Raw genomic sequence first — 15,345 nt, forward strand, 5'->3', positions numbered from 1 at the left:
AGTCGGCTCATCGTAGGACCCGGCACCGACAATTCCGCGGCTTCATCGCCGCCCGGCGCGTCGGGCGCCTTTTGCGGGGCTTCACCCGTACCGCGCGGCGGGTAAACGAGAAAGGAGCGCGTCCCCGGAAACCCCGCCTTCACCGCCGTTCACGGCCGTATTCCGCATGGGGCTCGTTATCGTGATCCGATGTCCGATCCCTACTGGAACCACAACGTCCACCACCGGCGGCCGGTGCTGGAGACCGTACCGCAGGGCTGCCGCAACGCCCTGGACGCCGGATGCGGCGACGGTCTCCTCGCCCGCGAGCCGGCCGGGCGGACCCCGGCCGTGACGGGGGTGGATCGATCGGCCGAGGCGAGCGGGGCCGGCGGGCCGGCCGTGAATCCCACCGCGTCCTGGGGGGAGGTGGGGCGGACGGCGCGTGCCGTACTGCCCGGCTGTCGATTCCGCCGCCTGCTGCTGCGGCGTTACCTCCTGGTGTGGGACAAACCCTGAGCCACCTCCTAGGGCGGGACAAACCCTGAACCGGAATCACGGACCGGCCCCTTTCCGGGCGCATTCGATATACCGGTGATCGTCCATCGCCCTTACGGCGGAAGATCGAAACTACGTCATTTGACGCAATCGAGGTTCATTCGTGCCCGTCTAGCGTTCCGGACATCTCCCCGATCGAGCCCGGGCCGAATCCCGGGCGAAGGAGGCTGTGCCGTGAGCTCAGATGTGGAAGTGAAGAACATCGTGCTGGTGCACGGCGGGTTCGTCGACGGCTCCGGCTGGCAGGGGGTCTACGACCACCTGACCGCCGACGGCTACCGGGTGGCCGTCGTGCAGAACCCGACCCTGTCACTGGCCGGAGACGTCGCCGCGACCCACCAGGTCCTCGACGGCCTGGACGGGCCGGCGGTTCTGGTCGGGCACTCCTACGGCGGCGTCGTCATCACCGAGGCCGGCAGCCACCCCAACGTCGCCGCGCTGGCCTACATCGCCGCATTCGCCCCCGACAAAGGCGAGTCGGTCAACACCCTCATCGCCGACCCGCCGCCCGGCGCGCCGGTCCCGCCGATCCTGCCGCCCAAAGACGGGTTCCTCTTCCTCGACCGTGACAGGTTCCCCGCCTCGTTCGCCGGTGACCTGCCCGAGGCGCAGGCGCGGTTCATGGCCGACTCGCAGGTGCCGTGGGGCGTCGACGCGCTCGGTGGCGTGGTCTCCGAGCCGGCCTGGCGGATCAAGCCGTCCTGGTACCTGGTCGCCACCGACGACCGCATGATCCCGCCGCCCGCCCAGCGCGCCATGTCCGAGCGAGCCGGTTCGACCGTCACCGAGACGCCGGGCAGCCACGCCGTCTACGTGTCCAACCCGGCCGCGGTGGCCGCGGTCATCGTCCAGGCCGCCACGGCCGTCACCGGCCGGTAGAGAACGTAGAGAACGCGGTGCGTTCCCGCGCCGCGCCACCGAACCACCTGCGAACCGTCTCGCCCGGCACCTGCGGCCGGGCGAGACGGCCTCCCCGCCCTCCCCGCCCTCCACATCCGCGACGATGAGCATGTCGAACCGGGGCCGTCTCAGGGGGAAGCCGTCCGGCGGCGGGCATGACGACTGTGCGGGCATGACGACTGTGCGGGCTGGACAGAGGCCCGGCGGGCCGAGGAAGGTCGGGAGATGGAGTGGTTCAGCGGGCACCGCGATCAGGCGGCTGCCGCGCCGACGAAGCTGATCGGCCGCGAACCGGAGATCGGGCGACTACAGCTGTTCGTCGGCCGGATCACCGAGGGAGCGGGGGACGCGCTCCTTTTGACGGGTGACCCGGGCGTCGGAAAGACGGCCCTGCTCGATCACGCCGCCACTCTCGCCGCCGGCTCGGGGATCAGGCTGCTGCGGGCGACCGGCTCGCAGTTCGAGGCGGACATCTCCTACGCCGCCCTCCATCAGCTCCTCCACCCGTGCCTTGGCGAGATACCCCGGCTGAGTCCCCTGCTCGCCGGGGCGCTGAGCGTGGCGCTGGGTCTGGGGGAGGGGGCGGCACCCGCGCAGTTGCTGGTCGCCGGCGCGGTGCTGGCGCTGCTGGAGCGGGCGGCCGAGCGGCAGCCGCTGCTGCTCGTCGTCGACGACCTGCCGTGGCTGGACCGGGCCAGCGCGCTCGTGCTCGGCATGGTGGCCCGCCGTCTGGCGGGCTTGCCGGTGGCTCTGGTCGCGGCCTGCCGGACCGGTGAACCCGGCTTCTTCGACCAGGGCAACCTGCCGGTCGTGTACGTGGAATCCCTCTCGGAGGAGGCGGCGACCGAGCTGCTGACCAGCCGCTATCCCGTGATGACCCCGCGCGTGCGGCGGCGGCTGCTGGACGCCGCCCTGGGCAACCCGCTCGCCCTGCTGGAACTGCCCGTCTCCCTCGGAGACCTGGCCCGCACCGTCGCCGGGGCCCTCCCCGCGGCGCTGCCTCTCAGCCGCCGGCTGCAGACCGTCTTCGCCTCCCGTGTCCGGGCGCTGCCGGCGCAGGTCGTCGAGCTGCTGCTCCTGACCGCCCTGGACGGCACGGGCGACCTGCGCCTCGTCCGGGCGATCGACGCCGACCGGGGCGGCGGGGGCCTGTCGGCCGCCGAACGCTCCGGTCTGGTGCGCGCTGACGAGTCCAGCGAACGGCTGACGTTTCGCCACCCCCTCATCCAGTCGGCGATCGTGGAGCTGTCGACCAGCGAGCAACGCCGCCGTGCCCACGCCGAACTCGCCGACCGCCTCGCCGACCGGCCTGAACGGCACGCCTGGCACCGGGCCGAGGCCACCGAGGAGCCCGACGAGGAGGTCGCCGCCCTCCTCAAGGAGGTCGCCATCGCCAATCTGCGGCGAGGCGACTCCGTCGGCGCCGTCACCCAGCTGCTGCGCGCCGCCCAGCTCAGCCCCCGGGGGAAGGGCCGCAGCGGACGGCTGGCCGAAGCCGCCTACCTGGGTTCCCTCGTCACCGGTGATCTGAGTGAGGCCCCTCGCCTGCTGGAGCAGGCCCGCCTGGCCGGCCCCGGCCCCGGCGACCTGCTCTCGGTGGCCGGTGCTCGCGCCTTCCATCTCCTGCACGGTGACGGCGACGTCGACACCGCCCACCGGCTGCTGGTCACCGCCGTCCACGAGCACGACGATCCCTATGAGGCGCGCGACATCGTCGTCATCGAGGTGCTGTACACCCTGCTCATGGTCTGTTTCTTCGGCGGGAGAGCCGACCTGTGGCCGCCCCTGCTCGACGCCGTCGGCCGCCTGCGGCCACGCCCGCCCGAACTTCTGGTGATCCTCTCGCACACCTTCGCCGATCCGGCCCGCCTCACCCCGCAGATGCTGGCCCGCACCGACACCGCCGTCGCGAGCCTCAGCCACGAGGTCAGCTCCGCCCGCATCATCCGCACGGGCATCGCGGTGGCCTACCTCGACCGGCTCTCCCGGTGCCGGGAAGCCCTCCAGCGCGTCATCCAGCACGGCCGTGAAGGCGGCGCGATCAGTTCGGCGATCGAGGCGTTGTTCCTCCTCGGCCAAGACTCCTTCCACACCGGCCGGTGGGACGAGGCCCGGCAGCTGGTCGACGAGGGGCTCCACCTGTGCGAGGCCCACGGCTACGACCTGCTGGTCTGGCCGGGCCGCCTGACCGGTGCCCTGCTCGCGGCGGCCCGCGGTGACTTTCGGAAGGCCGCCGGCACCGCCCGGGACATGGACGCCTGGGCCGCTCCCCGCCGCGCCGGGATCATCGGCGCCTACGCCTCCCACATCCGCGGCCTGGCCGCGCTGGGTCAGGGCGACTTCGAGACCGCCTTCCACAACGCCGCCGCCATCAGCCCGCCCGGCGTCCTGGCCCCCTACGCGCCGCACGCCCTGTGGGTGTTCCACGACCTCATCGAGGCCGCCATCCACACCGGCCGCGGCGCCGAGGCCGCGGCCCACGTCGCCGCCGCCCGCGAGGGCCGCCTCGACCGGCTCTCCCCGCGCCTGCGCCTGGTGGTCCTGGCCGCCGCGGCTATCACCGACCCCCGCACCGGCCCCAGTACCGACACCGCCGCCCTGGAACAGGCGATCGCCGAGCCCGGTAACGACCGCTGGCCCTTCGACCTGGCCCGTATCCGGCTCACCTACGGCTCCCATCTGCGCCGTGTCAAACGCACCGCCGACGCCCGCCGGCACCTGGCGGGCGCCTCACAGATCTTCCAGCGCCTTGGAGCCACCCCCTGGGCGGAGCGGGCCGACCGGGAACTACGCGCCACCGGCATCAGTCACTCCACCCCGGCGACCGGCCTGGCCGCCCTCACTCCGCAACAACGCCAGATCGCCCAGCTCGCCGCGGCGGGTCACACCAACAAGGAGATCGCCGCCCGCCTCTTCCTGTCCCCGCGAACGGTCTCCACCCATCTCTACCAGGTCTTTCCCAAACTCGGCATCACCTCCCGCGCCGCCCTCCGCGACGCCCTGGCCGACACCGGGGGTGAGGAACCGGCGGACAGCCGTCGGGGCTGAGAAGGATCTTGATTGCGGCGAGCGAGGCCGCTCCCGGTTCGTGAAGCCTCCTCGGCTCGTTGCCCGGTGCCGGTGCCGGTGCCGGTGCCGGTGCCGGTGCCGGCGTGCGGCGTGCGGCGTGCGGCGTGCGGCGCGGGTCAGGACGGCTGGACTTCGTCGAAGAGGGCGAGGGCCTGGGCGGGGTCCGGGCTCACGAGGCGTTCCAGACCGGCCGCCGTGATCTTCGCCCACCTGCCGGCCCGTGCCCACATCTGTTCCTCGAAGGCGCGGACGGCCTCGTCCAGATCGTCAGGGCCGGGGGCGGTGGCGACGGACTCGGCGAGTTCGGCGCCTTCCAGCATCGCGAGGTTCGCGCCCACCCCCAACGGGGGCATCAGGTGGGCGGCGTCGCCCAGTAGCGTCACCCCGGGGACGTGGGCCCAGGTGTGGGGAACGGGCAGGACGTGGAGGGGGCGGTGGACGAAGGCGGTGCCGTGGCGGAGGAGGTCGAGGACGGGAGCGGCCCAGCCGTCGAACAGGTCCAGCAGGCTTGATCGCACGGCCTCGGCGTCGGCCGGGTCCACGCCCGCGCGCCGGTCCGGGCCCATATGCCGGTCCGGGTTCGTGTGCCAGTCCAGCGGCGCGCGGAACTGGGCGTACACCTTGACGTGGCCGCCGCTGTTGCGCTGGGCGACGAGGTTGCGGTTCACACCGTACACGGCCACGGAACCGTCGCCGATCAGCCGGGCGAGGCCGGGGTGGCGGGTGTCGACGTCGTCCAGGGAGGTCTCGACCGAGGTGACGCCGGTGTAGTGCGGCGTCGCGGACGAGACCGCCGGGCGGACCCGGGACCAGGCGCCGTCCGCGCCGATCACGAGGTCGAATGTCTCCTGCCGCCCGTCCGCGAAACGGACCAGCACGCCGTCCCGGGTTCCCGGCACCACCTCCGTCACGCCCCGCCCCCACCGGACGTCCAGGGGCCCGAGCAGCAGGTCGCGGAGCTGCCCGCGGTCGATCTCGGGATGGGCCCGCTCGTCCGGGCGGGGTTGCCAGTCGCGCAGGACGGTCCCGTCCGTGGCCAGGATGCGCATGGCCTGCCCTTCGGGACGGGACAGCTCCTGGAACCGCTCCAGCAGCCCCGCCTTGTCCAGCGCGAGCTGGCCCAGCTTTTCGTGCAGGTCCAGTGTGCCGCCCGGAGGCCGGGCGTCGGGGGCGGGATCGCGTTCGAGGACGGTGACGGGGTGACCGTGGCGGTGCAGGACGCGGGCGAAGGTAAGGCCGGCGGGGCCGCCCCCGATCACGGCGATACGATGTCTCATGTCAATACACTGTATTTGAGCAATACGGCGTATCGCAACAGTACGATGTAACCCATGACTGTGTGGGACCGGCCTGAGCCGCCGACTCGCCCCGCCCCGCTCGACCGCGAGCGAATCGTTGCCGCCGCCGTCGCGCTGGCCGACGAGGGCGGGCTGGAGGCGGTGTCGTTGCGCAAGGTCGCCGCCCGGCTGGACGTCGGCCCGATGCGGCTGTACGGATACATCTCCACCAAGGAGGAGCTGTTCGACCTCATGGTGGACGAGGTCCACGCCGAGATCCTCCCCGAGGAGCGGCCCGGCGACTGGCGGGAGGCGCTGCGCGTCCGCGCCCACCGCACCAGGCGGGCCGCCCTCCGTCACGAATGGCTCGCCGACCTGCTCGGCGGCCGTCCGAGCCTGGGCCCGAACGCCCTCGCCGTGACGGAGGGCACGCTGGCCGCCCTCGACGGCCTCGCCGACCTCGACACCGTCATGCGCGCCGTGGAGACCGTCGGCGCCTACATCACCGGCGCGATCAGGCGCGAGATCGCGAACCTGCGGGCCGAGCGCGCCACGGGCCTGTCCGAGCGCGACTGGCAGCGCGCCTACGGCCCGCATGTGAGCAGGATGCTGGCCACGGGCCGCTTCCCCGCGCTGGCCAGGGCCGTGCACGACGGCACGGAGGTGGACGCCGAGACGTCCTTCGCGACCGGCCTGGACTGGATCCTCGACGCCGTCGCCGCCAAACTCGCCCGGCCTCCGGCGTAACGCCCGGGATTCCCGGCCCGCATCCCCGGTACCGCACGACCCCGCCGGACCGCGCACCCGCCTGCCCGGCGATCGCCGGCGGATGCCGTGAACTCCACGGCGCGACCGCGCCGGCCACCGGCCCCGACGCGGCGGCCTTCCGGGCCGCCGCGCCTTCACTTTTGGGTTGACCGATTGTCCAATCTTGTGCCTATTGTCACACTACAGGTCCTTCTATATGGTCAGAGGTCATACGACATACGACCTCCCCCCATTCAGGGTCGTCTGTGTATCCTCGCTGGTCAGAAAGGACCGCGCATGGGACTTCGGAGCAACCCCCTCACCGTCGTCCTCGTCTGTGTGGCGTTCGCCGCGATGGCGTGTTCCGGTGAATCCACGACGAAAGGGTCCGACAAGGCCGCTTCAGGACCGTCCGGAACCCTCCGGGTGGCCACTGACACCCCTCCGGACAACTGGGATCCGGCGGACGCGACGCCGCAGGACGTCAATATGCTCTACTACCAGGGACCGTACGACTTCCTGGTGAACACCGACGAGACCGGAAAGATCGTTCCCGGGCTGGCCACGGCCTGGACGCAGAAGCCGGACTCCCTCACCCTCACCCTCCGCCCGGGCGTCACCTTCACCGACGGAACCCCGTTCGACGCGGCCGCCGTCAAGGCCAACCTCGAGCACATCCAGAAGGACGGCATCCCGCCGAACAAGCGCAAGTTCGCGAACGTCACCTCGATCGACGTCGTGAGCCCCACCGAAGTGAAGATCAACTTCAGCCGGCCCACCCCGCAGCTGCTGGACAACCTCGCCCGCCAGCAGGGGCTCATGGCCAGCCCCAAGGCGCTGGCCGACCCGCAAAAGCTCAAGACGAACCCGGTCGGCACCGGCGGCTGGACGCTGGACACCGCCGCGACGATCCCCAACTCCAAGTACGTCTTCACCGCCAACCCCAACTACTGGAACAAGGCGGCCCAGGGCTTCCAGAAGATCGAGATCCACCTCATCGAGGACCAGCAGGCGCGCACCAACGCCCTGATGACCCGCAAGGTCGACTGGATCAACATGGACAACCAGTTCGCCGACCAGGTGAAGGGCGCCGGGTTCGAGGTCAAGGACGCCCCCGGCTTCCCCTACTACCTGCAGATCCTCGACCGCGAGGGCAAGACGGTCCCCGCGTTCAAGGACGCGCGGGTCCGGCGGGCCATGGCGATGGCCATTGACCAGCAGGCCTTCTACAAGGTCACCAACAGCGGCTTCGGCACCCCGTCCAACCAGTGGGCGATCCAGGGGCAGTACGGCTTCGACCCCGGCTACACGGGCCTGGCCTACGACCCCGCCAAGGCGCAGAGCCTGCTGAAGGAGGCCGGGGCCGGCCCGTTCACGTTCACGGTCCCCTCCTACGGCCCCTTCGACGTCAAGAACGAGGCCATCGCCGGGTTCCTCGCCAAGATCGGCATCACCATGAAGCTGGAGACCGCGCAGACCGGCAACCTCTCGGGCGCGGCGGCCAGCGGGAAGTACGCGGCGGCGATCCTGCCCGCGCACGAGACCCACCCGCAGGACTTCTACGAGTCGCGCGTGGCCAAGGGCGCCAGCCTGAACCCGTTCGGCGTCACCGACCCGGCCGTGGACGCGATCATGAAGAAGATCACCGGTGTCGATCCCGCGGCGGACGAGGAGACCTACCGGAAGATGGCGGCCGAGGTCTCCGAGGAGGGCATCGTCATCCCGATCGGCGTGGTGAACTGCACCACGGCCTTCGACGCCAAGAAGATCACCGGCGTCCAGGTCTGGCCCTGGACCTGCGCCAACACCAGGTTCGCCGGGATCAAACCCGCCAATGGCTAAGCTCATCGGCTTCCGCCTGCTGAGCATGGTCCCGCTCCTGCTGGTCATCTCGGTCCTGGTCTTCCTGCTGGCTCACCTGATCCCGGGAAGCGTGGCCGTGGTGCTCCTGGGGAGCGGGGCCAGCCCGGAGGCGATCAAGGAGCTGGAGCACCGCTTCGGCCTGGACCAGCCGCTGCCGGTGCAGTACGGCACCTGGATCGGCAACGCGCTCAGGGGTGACCTGGGGCTGTCGACCCGTTCCCAGGAGAGCGTGCTCAGCGAACTGGGCAACCGGATCCCCGCGACGGTCTCCCTGCTGGCCGGGGCGCTGCTGATCGCGGCCCTGGCCGGGATCGCCGCCGGGATCGCGGCCAGCCTGCGGCCCGGCGGCCCGCTGGACCGCCTCACCACCGTGGGCGCCTCGGCCGCGCTGGCGCTGCCGTCCTTCTGGGTCGGCATCCTGCTCAGCGTCTACGTCGGGGTCCGGCTGGGCTGGCTGCCCGCCGGGGGCTACGTCCCGATATCGGAGGATCCCGGCGGGTGGGCCATGTCGCTCGTGCTGCCCTGGATCGCGCTGGGGCTGCCCTCGGCGGCCGTCATCGCCCGGCAGACCCGCAGTTCGATGATCGTCGTGATGCGCAGTGACTTCATCCGGGCGGCCGTCGCGTGCGGTGTCCCCCCGCGGACGGTGATCCTGCGGCACGCGGTCAGGAACGCGCTCGTCCCGGTCATCCCGGTGATCGGCTTCCAGCTCGTGGTCATCCTGGGCGCGTCGTTCGTCGTCGAGTCGTCCTTCGTCATCGACGGCATCGGCTCCATGGCGATTCAGGCGATCTTCGACAGGGACATCCCGCTGATCCAGGGCACGGTCCTGGCGGTCGCCGTACTCGTGCTCGTGGCCAACCTCCTCGCCGACGTCGCGCTCGGCTGGGTCAACCCGAAGGTACGCTCGTGACGATCCCCGAGGAGCGGCCAGGTTTCTGGCGCAGGCTCATCCGCAACCGGCCGGCCTTCGCCGCCGTGCTGTTCCTGGCCTTCACCGTCGCGGTGGCGCTGCTGGCGCCGTGGATCACGCCGCAGGACCCCGCCGCGCAGGATCTCGCCTCCTCCCTGCAGGGCCCGAGCGGGGCGCACTGGCTCGGCACCGACCAGGTCGGGCGCGACAACCTGGCCAGGCTCATCGCCGGCACCCGCCTGTCGGTCCTGGCCATGCTCCAGTGCATCGCGATCGCGCTGGCCATCGGCATCCCCCTGGGCATGTCCGCCGGGTACGCGGGCGGACGCTGGGAGCGGGTCGTCATGTGGCTCAGCGACCTGGTCTTCGCGCTGCCGGCGATCCTGCTGGTGTTCGGCATCGTGGCGGTGATGGGGGTCAGCCTCGGGCACGCCATGACGGCCCTCGGCCTGGTCTTCAGCACCCGCTACATCGCGCTCGGCCGGACCCTGGTCAAGGCGGCCAGGCAGGAGTCCTACGTCGACTCCGCCCGCGTCGTCGGGCTGGGCGGGCCGGCCATCGTGACCCGGCACATCACCCCCAACATCCTGCGCCCGCTGATCGTGCAGACCTCGGTGCTGCTGAGCGCGATCATCCTGGTCGAGGCCGAGCTCAGCTTCCTCGGGCTGGCGGCCGAGCCCGGCCAGCCGAGCTGGGGGCGCATGCTGCACGACGCGCAGAACTTCTTCGTCCGCCAGCCGTTCCTGCCCGTCCCGCCGGGCCTGGCGGTGACGCTCCTGGTCATCGCGCTGAACCTGGCCGGCGACGGGATCGCCGACGCGCTGGCCAAGCAGGTCCACGGCGCCGTCCCGCCCGCCGGTCGCGCCGCCCGCGCCGCCCGCGCCCGGGTCCGCGAGCGGGTACCCGCCCCGGCCGGTCAGGCGGGCCAGGCCGTCCAGGCCGATCCGGACGCGCTGCTGCGGGTCGAGGGGCTCGAGGTCAGCTTCCCCACCGAGGACGGGGGGCACCTCGTCGTGGTGGACGGCGTCTCCCTGTCGGTACGGCCCGGCGAGACGCTGGGCCTGGCGGGGGAGTCGGGCTGCGGCAAGAGCATGACCGCCTCGGCCATCCTCGGGCTGGTCCCGGCTCCCGGCCGGATCACCGCGGGGCGGGTCTGGCTGGGCGAGCACGAGCTCACCGCCCTGCCCGAGCGCGAGCTTAGGCGGATCAGGGGCCGAGAGATCGGCATGGTCTTCCAGGAGCCCGCCAGCGCGCTGGACCCGGCGATGACGATCGGCCGCCAGATCGCCGAGCCGCTGCGGGTCCACGAGGGGCTCTCACGCAAGGCCGCCCAGGAGCGGGCCGCCGAACTGCTGGCCATGGTCGGGGTCCCCGACCCCCGCGCCCGGCTGCGCGACTACCCGCACCAGTTCTCCGGCGGGATGGCCCAGCGGGTGGTCATCGCCCGGGCGCTGGCGTGCGGGCCGAAGGTCCTGCTGGCCGACGAGCCGACCACGGCCCTCGACGTCACCGTGCAGGGCCAGGTCCTCGACCTGCTGGCCGACCTGCACGACCGGCTCGGCACGGCCGTGGTGTTCGTCACCCACGACCTCGGCGTGGTGGCCGACATCTGCGACCGGGTCGCCGTGATGTACGCCGGGCAGGTCGTGGAGAGCGGGACCTGCGAGGAGGTCTTCGCCCGGCCCTCGCATCCGTACACCGCCGCGCTGATCGCCGCGGCGCCCGGCGGCCAGAGCAGCGGGCGCAACCGTGCGGACCGGCTCGCCACGATCCCCGGGCGGGTCCCGCCCACCTGGGAGTGGACGCCGACCTGCAGGTTCCGCGACCGGTGCGCCTTCGCCGTCGACGCGTGCGCCGAACAGCCCTCGGCGCTGACGGGCGGCGCCCACGCCGTCCGCTGCCTGCGGGCCGCCGAACTGGCTTTGGAGGGCTCCCCGTGAGCGAGCTGCTGCAAGTGGAAGGTCTGTCGGTCCGCTACCCCGGGGGCGGGCTGCTGCGCCGCCGGGAGGGCCGCACCGCGGTGCACGACGTCGGCTTCACCGTCGCGGCGGGCAGGACGTTCGGCCTGGTGGGGGAGTCGGGCTCGGGCAAGTCCACCACGGGCAGGGCCGTCCTGCGGCTGGTGGAGCCGAGCGCGGGCCGCATCGTGTTCGACGGCCGGGAGGTCACCGCCTTCGGGCGGCGTACCCCGGCCTCCTACCGCCGGGACGTCCAGGTCGTGTTCCAGAACCCGATCTCGGCGCTCAACCCGAGCATGACGGTCGAGGAACTGCTCGCCGAGCCGGTGCGGGTGCACCGCGCGGCGAACCGGGCCGAGACGGACGCCGCGGTGGCCGAGCTGCTGGAGCAGGTCGGGCTGGCCGCCTACCACCGCCGCCGCCTGCCCTTCGAGCTGTCGGGCGGGCAGCGTCAGCGGGTGGCCATCGCCCGGGCGCTGGCCGTACGGCCCCGCCTGCTGGTGTGCGACGAGCCGGTCAGCGCGCTGGACGTCTCCACCCAGAGCCAGGTCGTCAACCTGTTCATGGACCTGCAGGCCGAGCTCGGCATCGCCTACATCTTCATCGCGCACGACCTGTCGGTGGTCCGCCACGTCAGCGACGACGTCGGGGTGATGTTCGCCGGCAGGCTCGTGGAGTCCGGCCCGGCCGACCGGGTCTACGACGCCCCCGCGCACCCCTACACCAGGGCGCTGCTGGGCGCGGCGCCCGTGCCCAGCCCGGCACGGCAGCGGGCGGCCCGCGAGCGGCGCAGGGCGCTGCTGCGCTCGGCCGACGCCCCGGCCCCCGCCGGTGGGTGCCCGTTCCAGAACCGCTGCCCGTCGGTCATGGACGTGTGCCGGACCCTGACCCCGTCCCCCGTCCCGGTGGCGGCCGGCGGCACGGTCGCCTGCCACCTGGAGCAACCCCTCAGGAGTCTCGATGCCCAGCTCACCTGACCTGATCCTGGTCAACGGGCTCGTCCGCACGATGGACGAGCGCGGCACCGCGCAGGCGGTGGCGGTCGCCGGCGGCCGCGTCACCGCCGTCGGGTCCACCGCGGAGATCGCCGCCCTGCGGGTACCGCAGACCGAGGTCGTGGATCTGGCGGGCCGCACGCTGCTGCCCGGCATCCACGACGGGCACATCCACCTGGCCGACTGGTCCCTGCGGCGGGCGCCGTACTCGGTCGACCTGTCGGAGGCGGCCTCGCTGGCCGACGTGCGCGCGGCGGTGCGGGCGGCCGCCGCCCGGACCGGGGCGGGGGGCTGGATCCGGGGGCACGGCTGGTACGAGGGGCGCATCGCCGAGCTGGCCGGCCGGCCGCCGACCCGCCACGACCTCGACGAGGTGAGCCCGGACCATCCGGTCGTGCTCGGCCACTTCTCCGAGCACGGCGTCTGGGCCAACACCGCCGCGCTGCGGCGCTGCGGGATCGGCGAGGACGGCACCGGAATGCTGCTGGAGACCGACGCCGACCTGGTGCTGTCGCGGATGCCCGAGCCGACGCCCGCCGAGCGGGACGCGGCGCTGCGGGAGGCGGCCGGGCAGCTCAACCGGCTCGGCGTGACCAGCGTGACCGACCCGATGGTCTCCCCGGAGCTGACCGGCCTCTACCTGCGCGCCCGCAACGCCGGATCGCTGAGCGTGCGGGTGAACATGCTGCTGCACTGGACGGGGCTGGCCCGGCCGAACTCGGTGGAGGAGCTGGAGCGGGCGCTGACCTACTGCGGCGTCTCCAGCGGCCTGGGCGACGAGTGGCTGCGGGTCGCCGGGTGCAAGCTCTTCGCCGACGGCGTGCCCGCGCTGCTGACCGCGTGGACCTGGCGCCCCTACGCCGACGGGTGCCTGGGCGGCCTGGTCGTCGACGGCGACAGCGACGAGGAGCGCTACGACGAGCTGATCACCATGATCCGGATGCTGCACGGGCGCCGCTTCCAGGTCCAGGTGCACGCCACCGGCGACCGGGCCTGCGACGCGGCCATGGACGGGTTCGCCGCCGCCCAGCGCGACGATCCGTGGCCGCGGGCGCGCCACGCCATCATCCACGCCAACCTGCTGAGCAAGGCGACCGCCGAGCGGATGGCCGAGCACGGCTTCCCGGTCAACATCAACTCGCTGATCAAGTGGACGGTCGCCGACAAGCTCGAAGGCCTCTACGGCGACGAGCGCGCCGGATACACGATGCCGGCCAGGACCCTGATCGACGCCGGGGTGCACCTGGCCGACACCTCCGACGCGCCCGTGGTCGAGCCCGACTGGCGGCGCGCGGTGGAGTTCCTGGTGCTGCGCGAGGCCCGGGGCTCGGGCCGGGTCAGCGGCCCCGACCAGCGCATCGGCCGTGAGGAGGCGCTGCGCGCCTGGACCGCGGAGGCGGCCTACCAGGAGGGCACCGACCACCTCAAGGGCACGGTCACGCCGGGCAAGCTGGCCGACTTCGCCGTGCTCGGGGCCGACCCGATGGCGGTGGACGCGCACGAGCTGCACGCGCTTCCGGTGGAGATGACCTTCGCCGGCGGCGAGCTGATCCACGGATGACAGCGACGACCACGACGGACGACTCCGACGATCAAGGAGGATCGACATGACTTCTCGCGGTGAGAACGCGGATCCGCAGGCCGATCTGCAGGCCGATCTGCAGGCCAAGGCCCGAGACCATCTGTGGCCCCACTTCGGGTCGCTGGCCGCGCTGCGGGCCAAGGGGCTGCCGGTCATCACCCGGGGCGAGGGCTGCCACGTCTGGGACGACCAGGGCAGGCGCTACCTCGACGCGCTGGCCGGGCTGTTCGTCGTCCAGGCCGGGCACGGCCGCGACGAGATCGTCGAGCGCGGCGCCGAGCAGGGCAGGCAGCTGGGCTACTTCCCGATCTGGAGCTACGGTCATCCGCCGGCGATCGAGCTGGCCGCGCGGCTGGCCGAACACGCCCCCGGCGACCTCAACCGGGTCTTCTTCACCACGGGCGGCTCCGAGGCGGTGGAGACGGCCTGGAAGCTGGCCAGGCACTACTTCAAGGTGATCGGGCAGCCGCAGCGCTACAAGGTGATCTCCCGGACCCGCTCCTACCACGGCACCACGCTGGGGGCGCTGTCCATCACCGGGGTGACGGCGCTGCGCTCGCCGTACGAGCCGATCACGCCGGGCGCCTACCACGTGGCCACGACCAACAGCTACCGGTCGGCCTTCCCCGACGAGATCACCGCCGACCCCGAGGCCTTCGCCAAGGCCTGCGCCGACTCCATCGAGCAGGCGATCGAGGCCGAGGGGCCCGAGACGGTGGCGGCGGTGTTCCTGGAGCCCGTGCAGAACTCCGGCGGCTCCTTCACCCCGCCGCCGGGATACTTCGCGCGGGTGCGGGAGATCTGCGACCGGTACGGGGTCCTGCTGGTCAGCGACGAGGTGATCTGCGCCTACGGGCGCCTGGGGCACATGTTCGGCTGCGAGCGCTACGGTTACGTGCCCGACATGATCACCAGCGCCAAGGGGCTGACCAGCGGGTACGCGCCGCTGGGCGCGGTCCTGGTGAGCGACAGGATCGCCGAGCCGTTCACCGAGCCCGGTGTGGTCTTCACCCACGGCCTGACCTTCGCCGGTCATCCGGTCAGCTGCGCGGTGGCGCTGGCCAACCTCGACGTCTTCGAGCGCGAGGACCTGCTGGGCAACGTCCTGGCCCACGAGGACGATCTGCGCGGGCGGATGGAGAGCCTGCTCGATCTGCCGATCGTGGGCGACGTGCGGGGCGCGGGGTACTTCCTGTCGCTGGAGCTCGTCAAGGACAAGGCCAACAAGTCGATCAAATTCACCCAGCAGGAGTCCTCGGCGCTCATCCGCGGCCACCTGGGGCCCAAGCTGTACGAGGCCGGGATCATCTGCCGCGCCGACGACCGGGGCGAGCCGGTCATCCAGCTCGCGCCGCCGCTGGTGATGGGGCCGGAGGGGTTCGCCGAGATCGAGAAGATCCTGCGGCCGGTGCTGGCCGAGGCGTGGACGCACATCAACGGCTAGACGCCCGCCCCCGGATTCCCGCGGAAAGGGGTCCGGGGGCATTCCCTGAACGCACGAATA

General features: G+C 72.3%; 11 protein-coding genes. 10 read left to right on the forward strand and 1 reads right to left on the reverse strand.

Annotated elements, in window-relative coordinates; translation table 11 throughout:
- Positions 1-189: 189 nt before the first annotated feature.
- From AB0N02_RS22515 to AB0N02_RS22525, 3 genes are all read left to right on the forward strand, one after another.
- Entirely contained in the window at positions 190-498 is a 309-nt protein-coding gene (locus AB0N02_RS22515; protein WP_363949660.1) for a hypothetical protein, read from the forward strand.
- Positions 499-711: 213 nt separating this feature from the next.
- Positions 712-1,416 (forward strand): alpha/beta hydrolase, encoded by a 705-nt coding sequence (locus AB0N02_RS22520; RefSeq protein WP_363949662.1) that lies wholly within the window; start codon positions 712-714, stop codon positions 1,414-1,416.
- A gap of 246 nt (positions 1,417-1,662) precedes the next feature.
- Positions 1,663-4,485 (forward strand): AAA family ATPase, encoded by a 2,823-nt coding sequence (locus AB0N02_RS22525; RefSeq protein WP_363949665.1) that lies wholly within the window; start codon positions 1,663-1,665, stop codon positions 4,483-4,485.
- A gap of 137 nt (positions 4,486-4,622) precedes the next feature.
- On the opposite strand, the gene AB0N02_RS22530 is transcribed toward AB0N02_RS22525, so the two are convergent.
- Positions 4,623-5,783: an NAD(P)/FAD-dependent oxidoreductase gene (locus AB0N02_RS22530; RefSeq protein WP_363949667.1), complete on the reverse strand. Its 1,161-nt coding sequence runs from the start codon at positions 5,781-5,783 to the stop codon at positions 4,623-4,625.
- Between the two features lie 54 nt (positions 5,784-5,837).
- Here AB0N02_RS22530 and AB0N02_RS22535 point away from each other — a divergent pair, with 54 nt between their 5' ends.
- The 7 genes from AB0N02_RS22535 (at position 5,838) to AB0N02_RS22565 (ending at position 15,285) form a co-directional block, all read left to right on the forward strand.
- Positions 5,838-6,530 (forward strand): TetR/AcrR family transcriptional regulator, encoded by a 693-nt coding sequence (locus AB0N02_RS22535; protein WP_363949670.1) that lies wholly within the window; start codon positions 5,838-5,840, stop codon positions 6,528-6,530.
- 297 nt (positions 6,531-6,827) lie between these two features.
- Positions 6,828-8,372 (forward strand): ABC transporter substrate-binding protein, encoded by a 1,545-nt coding sequence (locus tag AB0N02_RS22540; protein WP_363949673.1) that lies wholly within the window; start codon positions 6,828-6,830, stop codon positions 8,370-8,372.
- On the forward strand, positions 8,365-9,306 hold the full coding sequence (locus tag AB0N02_RS22545) for an ABC transporter permease (protein ID WP_363949676.1): 942 nt from the start codon (positions 8,365-8,367) through the stop codon (positions 9,304-9,306). Before AB0N02_RS22540 ends, AB0N02_RS22545 begins: the two co-directional genes overlap by 8 nt.
- Positions 9,303-11,246, forward strand: coding sequence for a dipeptide/oligopeptide/nickel ABC transporter permease/ATP-binding protein (locus tag AB0N02_RS22550; protein WP_363949679.1), 1,944 nt, complete (start codon positions 9,303-9,305; stop codon positions 11,244-11,246). Before AB0N02_RS22545 ends, AB0N02_RS22550 begins: the two co-directional genes overlap by 4 nt.
- On the forward strand, positions 11,243-12,241 hold the full coding sequence (locus tag AB0N02_RS22555; protein WP_363949682.1) for an oligopeptide/dipeptide ABC transporter ATP-binding protein: 999 nt from the start codon (positions 11,243-11,245) through the stop codon (positions 12,239-12,241). The genes AB0N02_RS22550 and AB0N02_RS22555 overlap by 4 nt, the downstream gene beginning before the upstream one ends.
- Positions 12,225-13,820 carry an amidohydrolase gene (locus tag AB0N02_RS22560; protein WP_363949684.1) on the forward strand — a complete coding sequence of 532 codons (1,596 nt, stop codon included), beginning with the start codon at positions 12,225-12,227 and terminating at the stop codon, positions 13,818-13,820. The genes AB0N02_RS22555 and AB0N02_RS22560 overlap by 17 nt, the downstream gene beginning before the upstream one ends.
- A gap of 46 nt (positions 13,821-13,866) precedes the next feature.
- The gene (locus AB0N02_RS22565; RefSeq protein ID WP_363949687.1) at positions 13,867-15,285 is read left to right on the forward strand and encodes an aspartate aminotransferase family protein; all 1,419 of its coding nucleotides are present in this window, start codon (positions 13,867-13,869) and stop codon (positions 15,283-15,285) included.
- The last annotated feature ends 60 nt before the right edge of the window (positions 15,286-15,345 follow it).

The sequence above is a fragment of the Streptosporangium sp. NPDC051022 genome (assembly GCF_040683035.1).
Lineage (GTDB): Bacteria > Actinomycetota > Actinomycetes > Streptosporangiales > Streptosporangiaceae > Streptosporangium.

What these genes read in the sequence shown, in the direction of transcription:
- AB0N02_RS22540 (WP_363949673.1), top strand. Translation starts at nt 6,828, where the DNA reads ATGGGACTTCGGAGCAACCCCCTCACCGTCGTCCTCGTCTGTGTGGCG.
- AB0N02_RS22545 (WP_363949676.1), top strand. Translation starts at nt 8,365, where the DNA reads ATGGCTAAGCTCATCGGCTTCCGCCTGCTGAGCATGGTCCCGCTCCTG.
- AB0N02_RS22535 (WP_363949670.1), top strand. Translation starts at nt 5,838, where the DNA reads ATGACTGTGTGGGACCGGCCTGAGCCGCCGACTCGCCCCGCCCCGCTC.
- AB0N02_RS22525 (WP_363949665.1), top strand. Translation starts at nt 1,663, where the DNA reads ATGGAGTGGTTCAGCGGGCACCGCGATCAGGCGGCTGCCGCGCCGACG.
- AB0N02_RS22515 (WP_363949660.1), top strand. Translation starts at nt 190, where the DNA reads ATGTCCGATCCCTACTGGAACCACAACGTCCACCACCGGCGGCCGGTG.
- AB0N02_RS22530 (WP_363949667.1), bottom strand. Translation starts at nt 5,783, where the DNA reads ATGAGACATCGTATCGCCGTGATCGGGGGCGGCCCCGCCGGCCTTACC.
- AB0N02_RS22560 (WP_363949684.1), top strand. Translation starts at nt 12,225, where the DNA reads ATGCCCAGCTCACCTGACCTGATCCTGGTCAACGGGCTCGTCCGCACG.
- AB0N02_RS22565 (WP_363949687.1), top strand. Translation starts at nt 13,867, where the DNA reads ATGACTTCTCGCGGTGAGAACGCGGATCCGCAGGCCGATCTGCAGGCC.